At 64.9% G+C, this 20388-nt stretch carries 18 protein-coding genes; 17 read left to right on the top strand and 1 reads right to left on the bottom strand.

Annotated elements, in window-relative coordinates; all coding sequences use genetic code 11:
- Nucleotides 1-79 precede the first annotated feature (79 nt).
- The 17 genes from AU175_RS00090 (at nt 80) to AU175_RS00010 (ending at nt 19524) form a co-directional block, all read left to right on the top strand.
- Complete coding sequence (locus AU175_RS00090; protein ID WP_066284937.1) at nt 80-859, top strand: trans-aconitate 2-methyltransferase; 780 nt, start codon at nt 80-82, stop codon at nt 857-859.
- A gap of 153 nt (nt 860-1012) precedes the next feature.
- The gene (locus tag AU175_RS00085) at nt 1013-2764 is read left to right on the top strand and encodes an ABC transporter ATP-binding protein (RefSeq protein WP_066284936.1); all 1752 of its coding nucleotides are present in this window, start codon (nt 1013-1015) and stop codon (nt 2762-2764) included.
- 89 nt (nt 2765-2853) lie between these two features.
- On the top strand, nt 2854-4656 hold the full coding sequence (locus AU175_RS00080) for an ABC transporter ATP-binding protein (RefSeq protein WP_082979173.1): 1803 nt from the start codon (nt 2854-2856) through the stop codon (nt 4654-4656).
- The gene (locus AU175_RS00075) at nt 4653-5033 is read left to right on the top strand and encodes a GntR family transcriptional regulator (RefSeq protein ID WP_066284935.1); all 381 of its coding nucleotides are present in this window, start codon (nt 4653-4655) and stop codon (nt 5031-5033) included. Before AU175_RS00080 ends, AU175_RS00075 begins: the two co-directional genes overlap by 4 nt.
- 46 nt (nt 5034-5079) lie before the next feature.
- Nucleotides 5080-8007, top strand: coding sequence for an excinuclease ABC subunit UvrA (gene uvrA, locus AU175_RS00070; RefSeq protein WP_066284931.1), 2928 nt, complete (start codon nt 5080-5082; stop codon nt 8005-8007).
- 78 nt (nt 8008-8085) lie between these two features.
- Nucleotides 8086-8802 (top strand): HAD hydrolase-like protein, encoded by a 717-nt coding sequence (locus tag AU175_RS00065; RefSeq protein WP_066284929.1) that lies wholly within the window; start codon nt 8086-8088, stop codon nt 8800-8802.
- On the top strand, nt 8789-9457 hold the full coding sequence (locus AU175_RS00060) for a lysophospholipid acyltransferase family protein (protein ID WP_066284927.1): 669 nt from the start codon (nt 8789-8791) through the stop codon (nt 9455-9457). The genes AU175_RS00065 and AU175_RS00060 overlap by 14 nt, the downstream gene beginning before the upstream one ends.
- A 56-nt stretch (nt 9458-9513) precedes the next feature.
- Nucleotides 9514-11520: an excinuclease ABC subunit UvrC gene (gene uvrC / locus AU175_RS00055; RefSeq protein ID WP_066284925.1), complete on the top strand. Its 2007-nt coding sequence runs from the start codon at nt 9514-9516 to the stop codon at nt 11518-11520.
- A 70-nt stretch (nt 11521-11590) separates the two neighbouring features.
- Nucleotides 11591-12514 carry an RNase adapter RapZ gene (gene rapZ, locus AU175_RS00050; RefSeq protein ID WP_066284923.1) on the top strand — a complete coding sequence of 308 codons (924 nt, stop codon included), beginning with the start codon at nt 11591-11593 and terminating at the stop codon, nt 12512-12514.
- A complete protein-coding gene (locus tag AU175_RS00045) occupies nt 12514-13533 on the top strand; it encodes a gluconeogenesis factor YvcK family protein (RefSeq protein ID WP_066284921.1) in 1020 nt (339 codons plus the stop codon). The genes rapZ and AU175_RS00045 overlap by 1 nt, the downstream gene beginning before the upstream one ends.
- 9 nt (nt 13534-13542) lie before the next feature.
- Nucleotides 13543-14523 carry a DNA-binding protein WhiA gene (gene whiA / locus AU175_RS00040; RefSeq protein WP_066284919.1) on the top strand — a complete coding sequence of 327 codons (981 nt, stop codon included), beginning with the start codon at nt 13543-13545 and terminating at the stop codon, nt 14521-14523.
- A gap of 137 nt (nt 14524-14660) precedes the next feature.
- A complete protein-coding gene (locus AU175_RS00035; RefSeq protein ID WP_066290228.1) occupies nt 14661-15287 on the top strand; it encodes a superoxide dismutase in 627 nt (208 codons plus the stop codon).
- A gap of 264 nt (nt 15288-15551) precedes the next feature.
- A complete protein-coding gene (gap, locus tag AU175_RS00030) occupies nt 15552-16562 on the top strand; it encodes a type I glyceraldehyde-3-phosphate dehydrogenase (protein WP_066284918.1) in 1011 nt (336 codons plus the stop codon).
- Between the two features lie 10 nt (nt 16563-16572).
- Entirely contained in the window at nt 16573-17799 is a 1227-nt protein-coding gene (locus AU175_RS00025) for a phosphoglycerate kinase (RefSeq protein WP_066284916.1), read from the top strand.
- Between the two features lie 91 nt (nt 17800-17890).
- On the top strand, nt 17891-18706 hold the full coding sequence (gene tpiA / locus AU175_RS00020; RefSeq protein WP_066284915.1) for a triose-phosphate isomerase: 816 nt from the start codon (nt 17891-17893) through the stop codon (nt 18704-18706).
- A gap of 51 nt (nt 18707-18757) precedes the next feature.
- The gene (gene secG, locus AU175_RS00015; protein ID WP_066284913.1) at nt 18758-19015 is read left to right on the top strand and encodes a preprotein translocase subunit SecG; all 258 of its coding nucleotides are present in this window, start codon (nt 18758-18760) and stop codon (nt 19013-19015) included.
- A 113-nt stretch (nt 19016-19128) separates the two neighbouring features.
- Nucleotides 19129-19524, top strand: a complete 396-nt coding sequence (locus AU175_RS00010; RefSeq protein ID WP_066284912.1) for an RNA polymerase-binding protein RbpA — start codon at nt 19129-19131, stop codon at nt 19522-19524.
- Here AU175_RS00010 and pgl read toward each other — a convergent pair.
- Nucleotides 19477-20295, bottom strand: coding sequence for a 6-phosphogluconolactonase (gene pgl / locus AU175_RS00005; RefSeq protein ID WP_066284911.1), 819 nt, complete (start codon nt 20293-20295; stop codon nt 19477-19479). The two genes, AU175_RS00010 and pgl, sit on opposite strands and share 48 nt — an antisense overlap.
- Between the last annotated feature and the right edge of the window lie 93 nt (nt 20296-20388).

Below are 20388 nucleotides of genomic sequence, written 5' to 3'. Positions count from 1 at the left end.
CCCGGGAGCTGCCGCAGATCCTGGCAAGGGCGGGCTAGGCTCGCGGTACCGGAGCCAACAACAGACCGTGGAGACAGATGTGAAGTGGGACCCAGTGAAGTACGTCCAGTTCGGCGACTACCGCGACCGGCCGTTTTTTGACCTCACCGGCCGGATCCAGGCCGATGCCCCGCACAAGGTGGTGGACCTGGGATGCGGTCCCGGGAACCTCACCGCGACCCTCGCCCGGAGGTGGCCCCGGGCGAAAGTCCTCGGGCTTGACTCGTCCACCCAGATGCTGGCCAAGGCCGCCGTCCAGGCAGAAGGGCACCGCTGCCTGAGCTTCGAGCAGGCAGACATCGCCGACTGGACGCCCGCGGCGGACACCGACGTGGTGGTCACCAACGCGGCGCTGCAGTGGGTGCCTGGCCACCAGGAGATGCTGGGACGCTGGCTGCGGGCGCTGAAGCCCGGAGCATGGTTCGCCATGCAGGTGCCCGGCAACTTCAACGCCCCGTCGCATGCCCTGATGCGGGAGCTGGCCGGCTCGGCACGCTGGTCGACAAAGCTGGCCGGCGTCCTGCGCGGTGGCGAATCCGTAGGGGAGCCCGCCGAATACCTGGGCATCATGCTGGACGCCGGCTGCACCGCCGACGCTTGGGAGACCACCTACCAGCAGGTCCTCCCCGGAACCGACCCGGTGCTGGAATGGGTCCGCGGTACCGCACTGCGGCCTGTCCTGGCCGTGCTTTCCGCCGGGGACGGGGCTGCCTTTGAAACCGAATACGCGGCCGCGCTGCGGGCAGCCTATCCCGGCACGGATCATGGGACGGTGTTTCCGTTCAGGAGAATTTTCGCTGTTGCCCGGAAGAATGCCTAGGCGTGGAATTCCATTCGATGTACTTTGGTTACGGCGCGGGTCACGCCACGTGACAACGGATCGAAAGTGATGTGGCTTACAATGACGGAGCGGCTGTTGGGGGAAGGCTAACCCTGTTCCTGACCGGCCCTCCAGACGACTTGTGGAGGTGCAGTGCTTTTCGGTTTGATCACCCGGCTGCTTGCCGCCCACAAGGTGCCTGTCGCGGCCATCGTCCTGCTGCAGCTGGTCCAGACCCTCGGCAACCTACTGCTGCCCACCGTCAATGCGGTCATCATCGACGACGGCATCGTCCCGGGCGACACTCAGGTCATTCTGCGGCTCGGCGCAGTCATGGCCGCCATTGCGGCCGTGCAGGCGGCCGCGGCAGTGGCGGCCGGGTATCTGGGGGCTGTGGTTGCCATGAGGCTGGGCAGGCAGTTGCGCCAGGAGGTTTTTGCCAAGATCCAGTCGCTGTCATCCCAGGAAGTCGCCGGCTTCGGGGCACAGAGCCTGGTCACCCGTACCACCAACGACACCCTGCAGATCCAGTCTTTTACGGTCCTCGTCTTCACCATGCTCGCCGCGGCCCCGGTGATGGGCGCGGGTGGAATTGTCCTGGCGCTGCAGCAGGACGTGGCGCTCTCCTCAGTGGTTATTGTCATCGTGCCGGTGTTGATGGCCATCATGTACCTCATCGTCCGCCGCCTGGTGCCGCTGTACCGGGACGGGCAGGAGCTCCTGGACCGCACGGGGGAAGTGCTGCGGGAACAGATCATCGGCGCGAACATCATTAGGGCCTTCGTCCGGAACGACTACGAAATCCACCGCTTCTCGGAGGCAAACGCCAAGCTGACCCGGAATAACCTGCAGTCAGCACTTCTGGTCGCAGGAATGTTGCCGCTGATCATGATCGTGGTGAACCTTTCCTCGGTCGCCGTGATCTGGTTCGGCGGGCACCGCGTCCAGGCCGGTGAGATGAAGCTGGGTGCCCTGACGGCGTTCATTGCATACATCCTGCAGATCCTGCTGGCCATCATGATGGCCATGTATGTGCTGATGACCGGGCCCCGGGCTGCGGTTTGTGCCGAGCGGCTGCGGGCCGTCCTTGACACTTCGCCCTCCGTCGCCGACCGCCGTCCATCCGATGTCCCGGCAAACGCCGACCGGCCGGTTTTCGACGGCGGCGACCTCTCCTTCCGTGATGTCACGTTCTCCTACCCGGGCGCCGAGGCCCCTGTACTGGAGGCGGTCTCGTTCACGGCACGGCCTGGCACCATCACAGCGGTTGTTGGTTCAACCGGCAGCGGGAAATCCACACTCATCAACCTCCTGCCGCGATTCCTTGCCGCAACGTCAGGGCATATCACCCTGGCGGGACGGGATATCCGTTCCGTGCCCCTGGACGTCCTCCGTTCAAACATTGCCCTGGCGCCGCAGCGGTCCCACCTTTTTACCGGGACTATCGCCGACAACCTGAGGGTCGCAAAGCCCAACGCTGCGGACACCGAACTGTGGGCCGTCCTGGAGACAGCGCAGGCGGCGGGGTTCGTCCGGGAACTGCCTTTGCAGCTCCAGGCCCACCTGGGACAGGGCGGATCGACGCTTTCGGGCGGCCAGCGCCAGCGGTTGTGCATCGCCCGGGCGCTGCTCCGCCGCGCGCCCCTTTATCTTTTTGATGACAGTTTCTCGGCCTTGGACTTTGATACCGAGGCAAGGCTGCGCCACGGCCTCGAAACTTCCCTCCGCCATGCCGTGGTGATCATCGTGGCCGAGCGGATTTCCACCGTCGCCGGCGCGGGCAAGATCCTGGTGCTCGACGACGGCCGCCTGGTCGCCGAGGGTACGCACGATGAGTTGCTGGAGACTTCCTCCACCTACCGCGAGATCGCAGAGTCCCAGCTGGCATTGGGGGACATGCCGTGACTGCGCCGCTGCCGGGAGGTGAAGACTGGCTTCGGTTCTGGCCCACTGCCGGCAGGCTGCTCGGGCTGCTGCGTCCGTTCCGCTGGGCCATGGCCGCTGCGATTGCTGCGACCTGCATCTTTGTCGGGCTGAATGTCGCAGCACCGAAGTACCTGGGCGATGCCACAGACGTAGTGGTGGACGGTGTCCTGGCCGGAGTCCTCGACTGGCGCGGGCTTGGCCGCCTGCTGGGAGCGGTCTCGCTGATGTATGTCGGCGCCTCGCTCTTCAACTGGGTCCAGGGTGCACTGACGGCCAGCTCCGTCCAGGGGGTGATGTACCGCCTTCGCTCCTCGGTGGAGGACAAACTGCACCGGCTGCCGTCCACTTACTTTCAGGAACAGTCCAGGGGCGATGTCCTCAGCCGGGCCACCAACGACATCGACAACATCGCCCAAGCCCTCAGCCAGGCGCTGACCCAGCTGATCATGGCGGTGCTGATGCTTTGCGGCGCGCTGGCCATGATGCTCTGGATTTCGCCGCTCCTCGCCGGCATAGCCCTGTTGTCCGTTCCGCTCTCCACGCTGATTACGGTGCTGGTGGCGCGCCGGTCCCAGTCCCATTTCGCCAGGCAGTGGACTGAGACCGGTGAGCTGAACGCACATGTCGAGGAGTTCATCACCGGACATGAGGTCATCAAGGCCTTCGGTTACCAGGAACAGGCGGCGGCGGTGTTCGCTGCCAGCAACGACCGCCTGGCCAGGGCAGCGACCCAGGCCCAATACTCATCGGGCCTGGTCCAGCCCCTGATGATCCTGGTTTCCAACCTCAACTACATCGCTGTGGCGGTGGTGGGAGCCCTCCAGGTCACTGCCGGAGCCATGACCATTGGCGGCATCCAGGCCTTCATCCAGTTCAGCCGGCTCTTCACCCAGCCCGTGGGCCAGATCGGCGGCCTGCTGAGCGTCATCCAGTCCTGCATGGCGTCTGCAGGGCGGGTGTTCAGTCTCCTGGACACTGCGGAACTGCCCGCGGAACCCCGCGGAGCGCAGCAGGTGATGGAGCCTTCAGGCCGCATCGTCTTCGACGACGTCACCTTCGGCTACCAGGAGCGGGTCCCCGCCGTGCGCGGTCTGTCATTTACGGTCGAACCCGGCCAAACCGTAGCGATCGTAGGCCACACCGGCGCCGGAAAGACCACGGTGGTCAACCTCCTGATGCGTTTTTATGAACTGGAGTCCGGGCGTATCACCATGGGCGGAACCGATATTGCCGCCATGCCCCGGGATGCCCTGCGGTCCGGCTTTGGCGTGGTGCTTCAGGACGCCTGGCTTTTCGCGGGAACCATCCGCGAGAACATCGCCTACGGTCGGCACGGGTCCACGGAGCAGGAAATCGTTGCCGCCGCGGAGGCGAGCCACGTGGACCACTTCGTCCGCTCCCTCCCGGCGGGTTACGACACCATGCTGCACAACGGCGGTGATCCGCTCAGCCAGGGCCAGCGCCAGCTGATCACCATTGCCCGCGCACAACTGGCGGACCGGAACGTTCTGATTCTTGACGAAGCCACCAGTTCGGTGGATTCGAGGACCGAGGTGCTGATACGCCAGGCCATGCAGCGGCTCCGGAGCGGAAAGACCAGCTTTGTCATCGCCCACCGTTTGTCCACGGTCCGGGACGCTGATCTAATTTTGGTCATGGACCACGGACGCATCGCGGAGCAAGGCACGCATCACAGCCTGCTGGCCGCCAACAGCCATTACGCCCGGCTTTACGCCGCCCAGTTTGCCGGCCACCCCGGTGCACGGAAGTTCCCGGAAGCCAACGGGCACCCGGATGGCCTGCACCCCGTGGAAACCCATGCGCTGGAGGCAGACCCCATGGGTGCAGGTGCTTTGGAGGCGGGAATTTGAGCGGGGCGTCCCCTTTTCCCGGGGACTGGAAGCCGAACCAGGGCAGCTCGGTCGCCTTATTTGAACAGCTGCGGCTGCAGGTGATCCGGCTGGCGGACAGCGGCGCCCTGCCGCCAGGCACCAGGCTTCCGGCTGTCAGAAGCCTCGCCGGCCAGCTCGACGTTGCCCCGCACACAGTGGCCCGTGCGTACAAGGAACTCGAGGCGGCCGGGGTGGTGGCAACGCGGGGGAGGAACGGCACAGTGGTCTGCGCCCGGGACGAACGGTGGGGAACATTGTCCGCCGCTGCGGCCACCTATGCGTCGGCGGCCCGGGCGCAGGGGGCCACCTTTGCCGAGGCCGTACAGCTCCTCGCCGCCGCCTACGATGCCGAGTAGCAGCTGCACATGGATCTTCGAAGAAGTTTTCGATTAGCATTAGTGGGTGCCCAAAGCCGTAGCTGAAGAAACAGCAGTCGAGTCCGTTCCCGCCACCGTTGAAAAGTCCCTCGTTAAGCCTGTGCGTCCGGACCTCTCCCGCCTGGTGGTGAAGGGTGCGCGCGAACACAACCTGCGCAACGTGGACCTCGACCTTCCCCGCGATGCCATGATCGTGTTCACAGGCCTTTCAGGCTCCGGAAAATCGTCCCTCGCCTTCGACACCATCTTCGCCGAGGGCCAGCGGCGCTACGTCGAATCGCTGTCAGCGTACGCCCGGCAGTTCCTGGGGCAGGTGGACAAGCCCGATGTGGACTTCATCGAAGGACTCTCGCCCGCTGTCTCCATCGACCAGAAGTCCACCAGCAAGAACCCGCGCTCCACCGTGGGCACAATCACCGAAATTTACGACTACATGCGTCTGCTGTGGGCCAGGGTAGGCCGGCCACACTGCCCGGTCTGTGGCGAGCCGGTAGCCAAGCAGACACCACAGCAGATCGTGGACCAACTGCTGGAACTCGAAGAGGGCACACGGTTCCAGGTACTCGCTCCGGTGGTCCGCGGACGCAAGGGCGAATTCGTTGACCTGTTCAAGGAGCTGACGGCCAAGGGCTACTCGCGGGCCCGGGTGGACGGTGAACTGGTCCAGCTCAGCGACGCCCCCAAACTGGGCAAGCAGTTCAAGCACACCATCGAGGTGGTGGTCGACCGGCTGGTGGTCAAGGAAGGCATTAGCCAGCGCCTGACGGATTCAATCGAAACAGCCCTGGGACTCGCCGAAGGCCGCGTGCTCGCGGAGTTCGTGGACCTCGACGCCGATGACCAGGGCCGGTTGCGCGCGTTCTCCGAAAACCTGGCCTGCCCCAACGAGCACCCGCTTGCCATCGACGAGATTGAACCCCGTTCCTTCTCCTTCAACAATCCCTTTGGCGCCTGCGCGGCCTGCAGCGGCATCGGCACCAGGCTGGAAGTCGACGAGGACCTGATCGTCCCCAATCCGGAACTTTCCCTTGCCGAGGGTGCCATCGCCCCGTGGTCCCTGGGCACGGCCACCACCGAGTACTGGAACCGGCTGCTGGAAGGGCTGGCGAAGGAACTTGGCTTCTCGATGAAAACGCCATGGGAGAAGCTCGGCAACGACGTCCGCCAGACCGTCCTGCACGGCAAGGACCACAAGGTGGTGGTTCAGTACAAGAACCGCTTCGGGCGGGAGCGCAAGTACAGCACCGGCTTCGAAGGGGCCATTCAGTACGTCCACCGCAAGCACGGCGAAACCGACTCCGACTGGGCCCGCGACCGTTACGAGGAGTACATGCGGCAGATCCCCTGCCCCGCCTGCAACGGTGCCCGGCTTAACCCTGCCTCCCTGTCGGTCCTCATCAACGGCAAGTCCATCGCGGACGTCGCCGCCCTGCCGATGCGCGACTGCGCGGACTTCCTGAACAACCTCGTGCTGACCGGCCGCGAGGCACAGATCGCCCACCAGGTGCTTAAGGAAATCGAGGCGCGGCTGACCTTCCTGCTGGACGTTGGCCTGGAGTACCTGCACCTTGAACGCCCGTCCGCCACCCTGTCCGGCGGCGAGGCGCAGCGTATCCGGCTGGCCACGCAGATTGGTTCGGGACTGGTGGGTGTGCTCTACGTGCTGGACGAGCCATCGATCGGGCTGCACCAAAGGGACAACCGCCGCCTCATCGAAACCCTCACCCGGCTGCGGGACATGGGAAACACCCTCATTGTGGTGGAGCATGATGAGGACACCATCCACGTTGCGGACTGGATCGTCGATATCGGACCCGGCGCCGGCGAACACGGCGGCCAGGTGGTGCACTCCGGTTCGTATCAGGACCTGCTCAAGAACACGGAATCGCTCACCGGCGACTACCTGTCCGGCCGCAAGCAGATCGAAGTGCCCAAGAAGCGGCGCAAATACGACAAGAAACGCGAGCTCAAGGTTGTGGGCGCCCGCGAAAACAATCTGATCAACGTGGATGCCGCGTTCCCGCTGGGCCTGTTCACGGCCGTGACCGGGGTCAGCGGATCGGGCAAGTCCACCCTGGTCAACGAAATCCTCTACAAGGTGCTGGCCAACAAGCTCAACGGTGCCAAGCAGGTCGCCGGGCGGCACAAGCTGGTCCAGGGGCTGGAGCACCTGGACAAGGTGGTCCATGTGGACCAGAGCCCCATCGGCCGTACCCCGCGGTCCAACCCGGCAACGTATACCGGCGTGTTCGACAACATCCGGAAGCTGTTCGCGGAGACCACGGAGGCCAAGGTCCGGGGCTATCTTCCGGGCCGGTTCTCCTTCAACGTCAAGGGCGGGCGGTGCGAGGCCTGTTCCGGCGACGGCACGCTGAAGATCGAGATGAACTTCCTCCCGGACGTTTACGTGCCGTGCGAGGTGTGCCATGGTGCCCGGTACAACCGGGAAACCCTGGAGGTTCACTACAAGGGCAAAACCATCGCCGATGTCCTGAACATGCCCATCGAGGAGGGTGCGGAGTTCTTCGCAGCCTTCTCGCCCATCGCCCGGCACCTCAACACCCTGGTGGACGTCGGCCTGGGCTACGTCCGGCTGGGGCAGCCGGCAACCACCCTGTCCGGCGGCGAGGCCCAGCGCGTCAAGCTGGCGGCGGAACTGCAGAAGCGCTCCAATGGCCGCAGCGTCTACGTCCTTGACGAGCCCACTACCGGCCTGCACTTCGAGGACATCCGGAAGCTACTGATGGTGCTGCAGGGGCTGGTGGACAAGGGGAACACGGTCATCACCATCGAGCACAACCTGGACGTCATCAAGAGCGCCGACTGGATCGTGGACCTTGGTCCGGACGGCGGCTCGGGCGGCGGCCAGGTGGTGGCCACCGGCACGCCGGAACAGGTAGCGAAATCGACGGAGAGCCACACGGCGGCGTTCCTTGCCGAGATTCTCGCCTAGCGGCCGCGGCAGCAACGAAGTATTCCGTGTCGGGCATGCGAGTTTCAGGCTTGACTGGTGTCGTGAGAAACTAGGCCGGTGACTCAAACAACAGTGCCCGTGATCTTTGACCTGGACGGCACTCTTGTCGATCCGGCCGGTGGGATAACAGACGGAATCGCTTCGGCCCTCCGGGAGCTGGGGCTCCCCGTTCCCCGCCAGGAGCTCCTGGACGCGATGATCGGGCCCAAGCTGAGCGATTCCCTGCTGTCCGTGGCGCAGGTTCCGGCAGACAGCCTGGATGAAGTCATCCGCCTCTACCGGCGGTACTACCTGGCACAGGGCATCGCGCAGGGCCGGCTCTACCCGGGAATCCTGGATGTGCTGGACAGCTTCGCCGCTGAGGGCCGGCCGGTGGCCGTGGCCACCCAAAAGCCTGAGGGTCTGGCACGGATCGTCCTTGACCACCACGGCATCGCCGACAGGTTCAGCTGCATCAGGGGTTCATCCGATGACGAGTCCGCGGCCGCCGCGGGTCCCGTCGGCAAAACCGGGATTATCGCCGCGGCGCTGGGCGACCTCTCCACACACCACGCTGTCATGGTGGGTGACCGTGCCCAGGACGTGGCGGGTGCCATCGCAAACGGCCTTGACTGCATCGGCGTGAGCTGGGGTTTCGCGCCCGACGGCGAACTGGAGAACGCAGGGGCAGTCGCCGTCGTGGATACCGCCCCGGACCTGGTGGCGGCCATCGAACGGCTGGAAGCCATCCACGCCGCAGCCATGAGCGAGGTGCACAACGATGGCGCTGTTTGAGGCGGTCCGCTGGACATTTCGCGGGCTCGTTGCGGGCACCTGCAGGCCCACCGTCGTCGGCCTTGAAAACGTCCCAAAAGAGGGACCATTCATTGTGGCGCCGAACCACCTCTCCTTCTTTGACAGCGTCATTGTGCAGGCACTGATGCCGCGGCCCGTGGCCTTCTTCGCCAAAGCCGAGTACTTCACCACCGGCGGCGTCAAGGGCAAGGTCATGAAGTCCTTTTTTGAGTCGGTTGGATCCATCCCCGTGGAGCGCGGCGAACAGGCGGCCAGCGTCCAGGCGCTGAAGACCCTCATGGACATCCTGGAGGACGGCCGGGGCATCGGCATCTATCCCGAGGGGACGCGCTCCCGGGACGGCATCCTCTACCGCGGCCGCACCGGTGTGGGATGGCTGGCCCTGGCCACCGGGGCCCCAGTTGTTCCGGTGGGCCTGATCGGCACGGAGAACCTTCAGCCAGCGGGGGAGAAGGGGTTTAAGCCCCATCACTTCACCATGAAGGTGGGGGAGCCGCTCCACTTCGACAAGACCGGACCGGACCATTCACTTCCCGCACGCCGCCAGGTGACCGACCGCATCATGGATGCCATCGCCGACCTCAGCGGCCAGGAACGCGCCACCACCTACAACCAGAGCAAAGCAGCCGAGTAGGCACCGGAGCCATGCCGGTGGCGCCTGCTGCCGCGCCGCCTCAGTAGACTGGATAGGTGGCAAATCCAGCAAGTTACCGGCCCCAGACGGGAGAGATTCCCACCAACCCGGGGGTCTACAGATTCCGTGACCCGCACGGCAGGGTCATCTATGTCGGCAAAGCCAAGAGTCTGCGTTCGCGGCTGAACTCCTATTTCGCGAACCCGGCGGGCCTGCTGCCCAAGACCCATGCCATGGTGCATGCGGCCAGCAGCGTGGAATGGACAGTTGTGGGCAGCGAGCTGGAGTCCCTGCAGCTGGAATACACCTGGATCAAAGAGTTCAAGCCGCGCTTCAACGTGGTCTTCCGGGACGATAAGACCTACCCCTACCTGGCGCTGACCATGAGCGAGAAGTTGCCCAGGGTCCAGGTGATGCGGGGTGACAGGCGGAAGGGCACACGCTACTTCGGGCCTTACACCGCGGGCGCCATCAGGGAAACGATGGACACGCTCCTGCGCGTATTCCCCGTCCGCAGCTGCTCCGCCGGAGTCCTCAAGAGGGCGCAGGCCAGTGGCCGGCCCTGCCTCCTGGGATACATCGACAAGTGCTCGGCACCCTGCGTCGGCCGGATCTCCCCGGAGGACCACCGTGCGCTGGCCGAAGATTTCTGCGCTTTTATGGGGGGCGAAGCCAAGCGGTTCATCTCCCGGCTGGACAAGGAAATGGCGTCCGCCGTGGCCGAGCTCGACTATGAGCGCGCTGCGCGCCTGCGCGATGACATTGCCGCCCTCCGCAAGGTCTTTGAGCGGAACGCCGTGGTACTGGCGGAAGACACGGACGCCGATGTCTTCGCCCTTCACGAAGATGAGCTTGAGGCCGCCGTACAGGTGTTCCACGTACGGGGAGGACGGGTCCGTGGCCAGCGTGGCTGGGTGGTCGAAAAGGTCGAGGATTCCACCCCTCCTGAACTGGTGGAGCACCTGCTGCAGCAGGTCTACGGCGAAGACGGGGACAGCCACGGCCGGCTCCCGCGCGAGGTTCTGGTTCCGGTAGCCCCCAGCAACCAGGCCGAGCTGGCCATGTGGCTGGGCGGCCTGCGGGGCGCGAAAGTCGACATCAGGGTTCCGCAGCGCGGCGACAAGGCCGCACTGATGTCCACTGTCCGCGAGAACGCCGAGCATGCCCTCAAACTCCACAAGACCCGCCGCGCCGGTGATCTCACCGTCCGCTCCCAGGCACTCCAGGAACTCCAGGAAGCACTGGACCTGCCGGTGGCGCTCCTTCGCATCGAATGCTTTGACGTCTCCCACGTCCAAGGCACCAACGTGGTGGCCTCCATGGTCGTCGTCGAGGACGGCCTGCCCAAGAAGTCCGACTACCGCAGGTTTTCCGTCACCGGCGCCGCGGCCGCCGACGACACCGCGGCCATGCACGACGTCCTGACCAGGCGCTTCAGGCACTACCTCACGGACAAGACGGCGCAAGTGGAAGCCTCCGCTCTTGCCGGGCACCAGGCCGCCCTGGACGCGGCCGCTGACGCTGCAGTCCTGGACACCACCACCCCGGCTCCGCGGGCAAAGTTCGCCTATCCGCCCAACCTGGTGGTGGTCGACGGCGGCAAGCCCCAGGTCAACGCGGCGGCGCGGGCCCTCGCCGATCTTGGCATCGACGACGTATACGTGGTGGGCCTGGCCAAACGCCTCGAGGAGGTCTGGCTGCCTGACAGTGACTTCCCCGTGATCCTGCCCAGGACATCCGCCGGGCTGTACCTGCTGCAGCGCGTCCGCGATGAGGCCCACCGCTTTGCCATCACCTTCCACCGCCAGAAGCGCGGAAAGGCCATGACCGTCTCCGCCCTGGACGGCGTACCGGGGCTCGGGGAGTCCAAGCGCAAGGCCTTGCTCGCCCACTTTGGTTCCCTCAAGGGGATCAAGGCAGCATCGGCGGAGGAACTCGCGGCGGCGAAAGGCATCGGTCCTGCGCTGGCGAGTGCCATTGTTGCCCACTTCAGCTCTGATGCTGAGGCCGCGGAACTGGTCCCCGCAGTGAACATGGCCACCGGCGAAATCCTCGAAACTTAGCTAGGGTAGGGTCGGGGATTCCGCGGTTGCGGTTCCCCGCCAACATGAGGACAGGAACGGGGCGGAATAAATGGCAGACTCGACGGCGGGATCCGGGACGGAGCACGACGGGATGACGCCGGTCAAGCCCCTCGAAGCGGAACTGCTGGTGGTGACCGGAATGTCCGGGGCGGGGCGCAGCACGGCTGCGGACGCACTGGAGGACCACGGCTGGTACGTCGTGGAGAACCTCCCGCCGCAGATGCTGGGTACGCTCGCGGAGCTGGTGTCGCACGCGCCGCAGTCCATTCCCCGGCTGGCCGTCGTTATGGACGTCCGCAGCAAGGGACTGTTCGCCGACATCCGCGCCGCGCTCGGCGCGCTGGCCGCCAGTGGGGTCACGTTCCGGGTGCTGTTCCTGGACGCCAGCGACGACGTCCTGGTCCGCCGCTTCGAGCAGGGCCGCCGGCCGCATCCGCTTCAGGAAGGCGGCCGGATCCTTGACGGCATAGCCGCCGAGCGCGAGGTGCTGACCGAACTGCGGGACAGCTCCGACGTCGTGCTGGACACGTCCACCTACAACGTCCACGGCCTGGCCACGGCCATCACCGAACTATTCAGCGAGACCGGCCCGGTGGCCTTGCGGCTCAACGTCATGAGCTTCGGCTTCAAATACGGACTTCCCGTCGATTCGAACTACGTCGCCGACGTCCGCTTCATCCCGAACCCGCACTGGGTTCCCCAGCTTCGCCCGCATACGGGCCTCGACAAGGACGTCAGCGACTATGTGCTGGAGGCGGAGGGAGTCAAGAACTTCGTGGACCGCTACGTCCTCGCGCTGGAGCCGGTCCTGGACGGCTACCGCCGCGAAAACAAGCACTACGCCACGATCGCAGTGGGGTGCACCGGCGGCAAGCACCGGTCGGTGGCTGTCGCCGTCGAACTTTCCAAGAAACTGGCCCAATATCCCCGGGTCACCGTGACAACGACCCACCGGGATCTGGGCCGCGAATAATGGGGTTGCTTACCGGCCCGCTGCCGCTGATTCCGCCGTCGGGCGGAACCGGAGCCAGCCAGCAGGACAAGGGCCCCACGGTCGTGGCACTCGGGGGCGGCCACGGCCTGTCGGCGTCCCTCTCCGCGCTGCGCCTGCTCACCTCGGAGCTCACCGCGATTGTGACGGTGGCGGACGACGGCGGTTCTTCCGGGCGCCTGCGCGACGAGTACGGCGTCCTCCCGCCCGGGGACCTGCGGATGGCGCTGTCCGCTTTGTGCGACGACACGGACTGGGGACGCACGTGGCGCGACGTCATGCAGCACCGCTTCCGCCCCGGGAAGGGACCAGGCGGCTCCCTGGACGAACACGCAACGGGCAACCTGCTGATCGTCACCCTGTGGGAACTGCTCGGTGACACAGTGGCCGGGCTGAGGTGGGCCGGTGCGCTGCTCGGCGCCCGCGGACAGGTGCTGCCCATGTCCACAGAGCCGCTGACTATCGAAGGCGACATCCGGGTGACTTCACCCGACGGCACTTCGGAACTGCAAACCATCCGGGGCCAGGCGCGCTGCGCTGTTGCGGGTTCGCTGGAACAGGTGCGACTCCTGCCGGAAGCCGCGCCGGCCTGTGTCGAGGCGCTGACGGCGATCGAGTTGGCGGACTGGGTCATCCTGGGCCCCGGTTCCTGGTACACGTCGGTGCTGCCGCACTTGTTGCTCCCCGAGATGCGGCAGGCGTTATGCCACACGCCGGCCAAGCGCTGCCTGACCATGAACCTGGCCACGGACACCAAGGAAACCACCGGCATGACGGCTGCCGACCACCTTCATGTCCTGCGGCGCTACGCCCCCGAGTTCAATGTTGATGTTGTCCTGGCCGATCCCGCTTCCGTCCCCGACCGGCAGGAGTTCGAAAGGGCAGCCGGGATGATCGGTGCCGAGGTTGTCTTGGGTAAAGTAGGGGCGTCGGGCCGCCGACCCGTCCATGACCCACTGCGTCTGGCAACGGCGTACCAAGACATATTTGGGAACAGTTAGGAAGGTGCCATGGCACTGACAGCATCAGTCAAGGAAGAACTGTCCCGTCTGGACATCAAGAAATCATCGGTCCGCAAGGCCGAGGTCTCTGCGATGCTCCGGTTCGCCGGCGGCCTGCACATCATCTCCGGCCGGATTGTGATCGAAGCCGAAGTGGACCTGGCGTCCACGGCACGGCGTCTCCGTGCCGCCATCGCGGAAGTCTACGGACACCAGAGCGAGATCATCGTTGTCTCCGGCGGGGGCCTCCGCAAGGGCAGCCGCTATGTCGTCCGGGTGGTGCGCGACGGCGAAGCGCTGGCACGGCAGACCGGGCTCCTGGACGGCCGTGGCCGGCCCGTCCGGGGGCTGCCTTCCGCCGTCGTTAACGGTTCAGCAGCAGACGCCGAAGCCGTGTGGCGCGGTGCTTTCCTCTCCCACGGATCCCTCACGGAACCCGGCCGCTCCTCCTCCCTGGAAGTTACCTGCCCGGGGCCCGAATCGGCGCTGGCGCTGGTTGGCGCAGCCCGGCGCCTCGGCATCCAGGCCAAAGCCCGGGAAGTCCGGGGCGTTGACCGCGTGGTCATCCGGGACGGAGACACCATCGCCGCGCTCCTGACCCGGATGGGGGCCCACGACGCCCTCATGGTGTGGGAGGAACGCCGGATGCGCAAGGAAGTCCGCGCCACCGCAAACCGCCTGGCCAACTTCGACGACGCCAACCTCAGGCGCTCCGCGCAGGCCGCCGTGGCGGCCGGCGCGCGGGTCGATCGCGCCTTGGAGATCCTCGGGGACGACGTCCCGGACCACCTCAAATACGCCGGCGAACTCCGGGTCGCCCACAAGCAGGCCAGCCTGGACGAACTTGGCCGGCTGGCTGATCCCGTGATGACCAAGGACGCCATCGCCGGCCGTATCCGCAGGCTGCTCGCCATGGCCGACAAACGTGCCCTTGACCTGGGCATCCCCGGAACGGACGCCAATGTGACGCCGGAAATGCTGGACGAGTAGCGGCCCCCTAGAATCAAGACCATGTGACGGAAATGCCCGCCATTCCCGCCACAGCATTCTTCCGGATGCCAGTCATCCGGATGCGCAATCGACAGAGTTACCAACCGGACAGACAGTCCACGACGATGGAGGATTTTGTGACCGAGTACGTATTGCCTGAGCTCAGCTACGACTACGCCGCCCTTGAGCCGCACATTTCTGCGCGCATCATGGAGCTGCACCACAGCAAGCACCACGCCGCCTACGTGGCAGGGGCCAACAATGCCCTGGCCCAGCTGGCAGAGGCGCGCGACAAGGGCGATTTCGCCAACATCAACCGCCTTTCCAAGGACCTTGCGTTCCACACCGGCGGGCACATCAACCACTCGGTGTTCTGGAACAACCTGTCGCCGGACGGTGGCGACAAGCCCGAGGGCGAACTGGCCGCGGCCATCGACGACTCCTTCGGTTCGTTTGACGCTTTCCGGGCCCAGTTCAGCGCTGCGGCGCTCGGCCTGCAGGGCTCCGGCTGGGGCTTCCTGGCCTACGAGCCCATCGGCGGCAACCTGGTCATCGAGCAGCTCTACGACCAGCAGGGGAACGTCGCGCTGGGCACCACCCCGCTGCTGATGCTGGACATGTGGGAGCACGCCTTCTACCTGGACTACGTCAACGTCAAGGCCGACTACGTCAAGGCATTCTGGAACATCGTCAACTGGGCCGATGTCGCCAAGCGCTTCGAAGCAGCGCGCACCAACGCCACGGGACTCATCACCCTCCCGTAGTGTGATTGGCGCAACATGCGCCTGTAACAAACTTCACATTTCGGCGGATTATGGCCGGAATGTGGAAGGTCCGCCCCCGCACTTGCGGGGGCGGACCTACTTAAACGTAAGATGGATCACGGAAGGCGGTTAGCCTTCAGCAACGTGGCTGGTCGCCCTCCAATCTGTTAATCATCTCTGCCCAATGGCGTGCGGGATCTGTTAGTTGGCTTGAACGCCCGCTCAACTAGTTGTGCTTAAGCAAGCACCAAGGAGACTGAAAAAGTGACGACCCGTATTGGTATCAACGGCTTTGGCCGTATCGGCCGCAACTACTTCCGCGCAGCACTCGCACAGGGTGCGGACCTTGAGATCGTTGCAGTCAACGACCTCACCAGCCCCGAGGCACTGGCCCACCTGCTCAAGTACGACTCCGTCGGCGGCCGCCTGACCGAAACCGTCGAGGTCAAGGACGGCAACATTGTTGTCAACGGCAACATCATCAAGGTCCTCGCCGAGCGCGATCCGGCCAACCTCCCGTGGGGTGAGCTGGGTGTAGACATCGTTATCGAGTCCACCGGCTTCTTCACCAAGGCTGCTGCCGCCCAGAAACACATTGACGCAGGCGCCAAGAAGGTCCTGATCTCCGCCCCGGCGTCGGACGAGGACATCACCATCGTCATGGGCGTCAACCACGAGCTCTACGATCCCGCAGCGCACAACATCATCTCCAACGCGTCCTGCACCACGAACTGCCTCGGCCCGCTGGCCAAGGTCATCAATGACGAGTTCGGCATTGAGCGCGGCCTGATGACCACGGTCCACGCCTACACCGCCGACCAGAACCTGCAGGACGGCCCGCACAACGATCTCCGCCGCGCCCGCGCCGCAGCCATCAACATGGTCCCCACCTCCACCGGTGCGGCCAAGGCAATCGGCCTGGTCCTGCCGGAGCTCAAGGGCAAGCTGGACGGCTACGCCATCCGCGTGCCGGTCCCCACCGGCTCTGCCACGGACCTCACCGTCACCGTCGGCCGCGAAACCACGGTTGAGGAAGTCAACGCTGCGCTGAAGAAGGCTGCAGACTCGGACGCGTTCCAGGGCATCCTGACCTACACGGATGCTCCGATCGTCTCCTCTGACATCGTTGGCGACCCCGCCTCGTCCATCTTCGACTCAGGGCTGACCAAGGTCATCGGCAACCAGGTCAAGGTTGTTTCCTGGTATGACAACGAATGGGGCTACTCCAACCGCCTGGTGGACCTGACGGAGCTTGTCGCATCCAAGCTGGGCTAGGGTTAGACACATGACATTTCACACCCTCAACGAACTGATCGCTGAAGGTGTCCGCGGGCGGTACATTCTTGTCAGAAGTGACCTGAATGTGCCGCTCGACGGCTCTACAGTGACTGACGATGGCCGGATCAAAGCCTCACTGCCAGTCCTGACGAAGCTCACGGACGCCGGTGCCCGCGTGCTGGTAACAGCCCACCTCGGACGGCCCAAGGGCACTCCGGAGGAGAAATACTCGCTCAAGCCCGCCGCATCCCGGCTGGCCGAACTTGCAGAGTTCAAGGTCTCCCTCGCGGACGACACCGTCGGGAGCTCCGCCAAGGAGCACGCCTCCGCCCTGCAGGACGGCGAAGTGCTTGTCCTGGAGAACGTCCGCTTTGACAGCCGCGAAACCTCCAAGGATGACGCCGAACGCGCCGCCTTCGCGGATGAGCTGGTCGCCCTCACCGGTGACAACGGCGCCTTCGTGGACGATGCCTTCGGCGCGGTCCACCGCAAGCACGCCAGCGTGTACGACGTCGCCACCCGGCTCCCGTCCTTCCAGGGCGACCTCGTGCACACCGAAGTGGAGGTGCTGCGCAAGCTCACGGCTGACACGCAGCGTCCCTACGTGGTGGTGCTCGGTGGCTCCAAGGTCTCGGACAAGCTGGCGGTCATCGACAACCTTATTGGCAAGGCGGACACCATCCTGGTGGGTGGCGGAATGCTGTTCACCTTCCTCGCAGCTGTTGGCCACAAAGTGGCCGGCAGCCTCCTCGAGGAAGACCAGATTCCTGTTGTCCAGGACTACCTGAAGCGGGCAGCCGACGCCGGAACCGAGTTTGTTGTGCCCACCGACATCGTTGTGGCCAGCAAGTTCGCCGCCGACGCCGACCACGAGACCGTCCCCGCAGACGGCATCGAGGGCAGCAGCTTTGGCACCCAGGGAATCGGCCTGGACATCGGACCGGACTCAGCAGCCGCTTTCGCGGACCGGATCAAGGGTGCCAGGACGGTGTTCTGGAACGGCCCCATGGGCGTCTTCGAATTCGAGGCCTTCTCCGGCGGTACCCGGGCAGTGGCGCAGGCCCTGACCGAAGCTGACGCGTTCACTGTGGTGGGCGGCGGGGACTCCGCTGCCGCCGTAAGGACCCTCGGCTTCTCGGACGACCAGTTCGGACATATTTCCACCGGTGGCGGCGCCAGCCTGGAATACCTCGAAGGCAAGGACCTTCCCGGACTGACTGTCCTGGACCGCTAGGTAACCCCGACTGCCAAGTCCTTCCGGCCGGCAGGGAGCCCGCGGGTTCCCTGCCGGCCGGCTACATCCTTTGCGAACTTTTGGAGAATACGTGACTACGTCAACGAACGGCTCTTTCGACCGTACGCCTTTCATCGCAGGCAACTGGAAGATGAACATGGACCATGTCCAGGGCATCACCCTGCTGCAGAAACTGGCCTGGACCCTGTCAGATGCCAAGCACGACTACAGCCGGGTGGAGGTGGCGGTCTTTCCTCCGTTCACGGACCTTCGCGGCGTTCAGACGCTGGTGCAGGGCGATGAACTCGATGTTGCCTACGGCGCCCAGGACCTGTCCCAGTTCGATTCGGGAGCTTACACCGGCGACATCTCCGGCCAGTTCCTCGGCAAGCTGGGCTGCAAGTACGTGCTTGTGGGCCACAGCGAACGCCGGACCATCCACCTCGAGTCGGATGAGGTGCTCAACGCCAAGGTCAAGGCTGCCTACAAGCACGGCCTGGTCCCCGTGCTTTGCGTAGGCGAAGGCCTGGAAATCCGCCAGGCCGGCACCCACGTCGAGCACACCCTGACCCAGCTCCGCGCCGGCGTCGCAGGCCTCACCCCGGAACAGGCCGCCGAGCTTGTTGTGGCGTACGAGCCCGTCTGGGCCATCGGCACCGGCGAAGTCGCAGGTCCGGAAGATGCACAGGAAATGTGCGCCGCCATCCGCGCCGAACTCGCCACGATCTTCGGTGACGACGTCGCGGCAAAGATCCGGTTGCTCTACGGCGGCTCCGTCAAGGCCAGCAACGTTGCCGCCATCCTCAATGAGCGCGACGTCGACGGCGTGTTGGTGGGAGGCGCGAGCCTCGACCCTGCGGAGTTTGCTAATATTGTCAGGTTCGAGAGTCACCTGCTGACGGACTAGTCCGCGACGCAGCGCAAGGCTCCCGCAATTCCAATCTTCTGAAAGGCCGTCGTGGACGTTCTTCATGTCATTCTGCAGATCCTCCTGGGCATCACCAGCCTTCTGCTGACGCTGCTCATCCTCCTGCACAAGGGACGGGGCGGTGGCCTGTCGGACATGTTCGGTGGCGGCATGAGCTCCGGACTAAGCTCTTCCGGCGTTGCGGAGCGAAACCTCAACAGGTTCACGGTGATCCTGGGCATCACCTGGGGCGTCGTGATCATTGCTCTCGGCCTTCTCATGAGGTTCAGCGGCTCGGGTGACTCCTGACCGCGGAAACAACTGATCCCCGTTCGGCACTGCCGCCCGGGGAAACTCCGAACTAAACTGTGGCTGTTGGCTCCCAACAGCCACAGTTTCGTTTTAAGCGGTCAGGAGTCCCGATGGTACATACTGCTTCAGGCTTCCGCGGCACCCGTGTGGGTGTCACGGAGGGAGCCGGGCCCAGGCACGAGTCCGAAGACGTTCACGGCGAAAGTTTGCCGCGTATCCGGGTGTCCTACTGGTGCGCAAAAGGGCATGAGACGAGTCCCGTGTTCATCAAGCTTCCGGAGGACCAGATCCCCGTGATGTGGGACTGCCGCAGGTGCGGCGCCCCGGCATCCAGGGATGGCCGTGAGGCTGCAGGCCTGGACGCGCCGGAAGAGGGCTTCAAAAGCCATCTCGAATACGTTAAAGAAAGACGCTCCGACCAGGACGCGGAAGACGTCCTGGCCGGAGCGCTGGAAAGGTTACGCGCCCGCGGCGTCCTTGCGGACGAGCTGCCGCGGGACACGTGAGGCGGCATTCTCATCAATAAGCCATAAAGTCCGGGAGGTGCCGCGCGGGCCGGCAGCAGGGACCTGGACCGGGTTGGCACCGGCAAGCGCGAGGCCCACGGCACCGGCTTTGTCCTCACCCGCCACCACCATCCAGACCTCCGCAGCGGTGTTGATGGCCGGCAGCGTCAGTGATATACGCATTGGCGGAGGCTTGGGTGAGTTGCGGACGCCGACGACGGTCAGCGACTTCTCCCGGATGCCTCCCTGCTCCGGGAACAGCGACGCCACATGGGCATCGGGGCCAACGCCCAGCAGAACGACATCCAGCCGCGGAACAATGCCCGGTTCGTCCGGACGGTCATCCGACATGTCCGCCGCATGTTCGGCCTGCGCCGCCTCCCGAAGCCGGCGTGCGTAGTCCTCTGCCGCCTCCTCCGGAGTATCAAAATCATCCGACGACGCCGGCTGGTTGATCCTCGCCGGATCCACCGGAATGTGGGACAACAGGGCGTCAAACGCCTGCTTGGTGTTCCGGTCGGCGTCGTCGGCTGCCACAAACCGCTCGTCACCCCACCAGAAATTCACCCTCGACCAATCAACAGCGGGCGCCGCCGGAGAGTCAGCAACAGCCTTCAGCGTTCCGATGCCGACTGTGCCGCCGGTGAGCACCACCGTGGCTTCACCATGCTTGTCCTGCACGTCCACGAGCTTGGTGATCAAGCGGGCAGCGATGGCGGCCATCAGGACGGACGAATCAGGATGAATGCTTACTCTTGGGTCAACGCTCACTGGGTCGGACGCTCCTTAGATTGGTTCGTGGCAGTCCAATAGTAATCACTTCTCCGAAGACTTCGTCGGGGTCGAGGCGGCGGAGTTCTTCGG

This window comes from Arthrobacter sp. B6 (genome assembly GCF_001663775.1).
In the GTDB taxonomy this organism is placed as follows: Bacteria; Actinomycetota; Actinomycetes; order Actinomycetales; family Micrococcaceae; genus Arthrobacter.
This window is presented reverse-complemented; position numbering and strand designations above follow the sequence as displayed.

Bases quoted from the DNA above. Each gene is read 5' to 3' on its own strand.
- rapZ (WP_066284923.1), top strand. From the start codon at position 11,591: ATGGCAGACTCGACGGCGGGATCCGGGACGGAGCACGACGGGATGACG.
- AU175_RS00060 (WP_066284927.1), top strand. From the start codon at position 8,789: ATGGCGCTGTTTGAGGCGGTCCGCTGGACATTTCGCGGGCTCGTTGCG.
- whiA (WP_066284919.1), top strand. From the start codon at position 13,543: ATGGCACTGACAGCATCAGTCAAGGAAGAACTGTCCCGTCTGGACATC.
- AU175_RS00045 (WP_066284921.1), top strand. From the start codon at position 12,514: ATGGGGTTGCTTACCGGCCCGCTGCCGCTGATTCCGCCGTCGGGCGGA.
- AU175_RS00010 (WP_066284912.1), top strand. From the start codon at position 19,129: ATGGTACATACTGCTTCAGGCTTCCGCGGCACCCGTGTGGGTGTCACG.
- AU175_RS00025 (WP_066284916.1), top strand. From the start codon at position 16,573: ATGACATTTCACACCCTCAACGAACTGATCGCTGAAGGTGTCCGCGGG.
- AU175_RS00080 (WP_082979173.1), top strand. From the start codon at position 2,854: ATGGCCGCTGCGATTGCTGCGACCTGCATCTTTGTCGGGCTGAATGTC.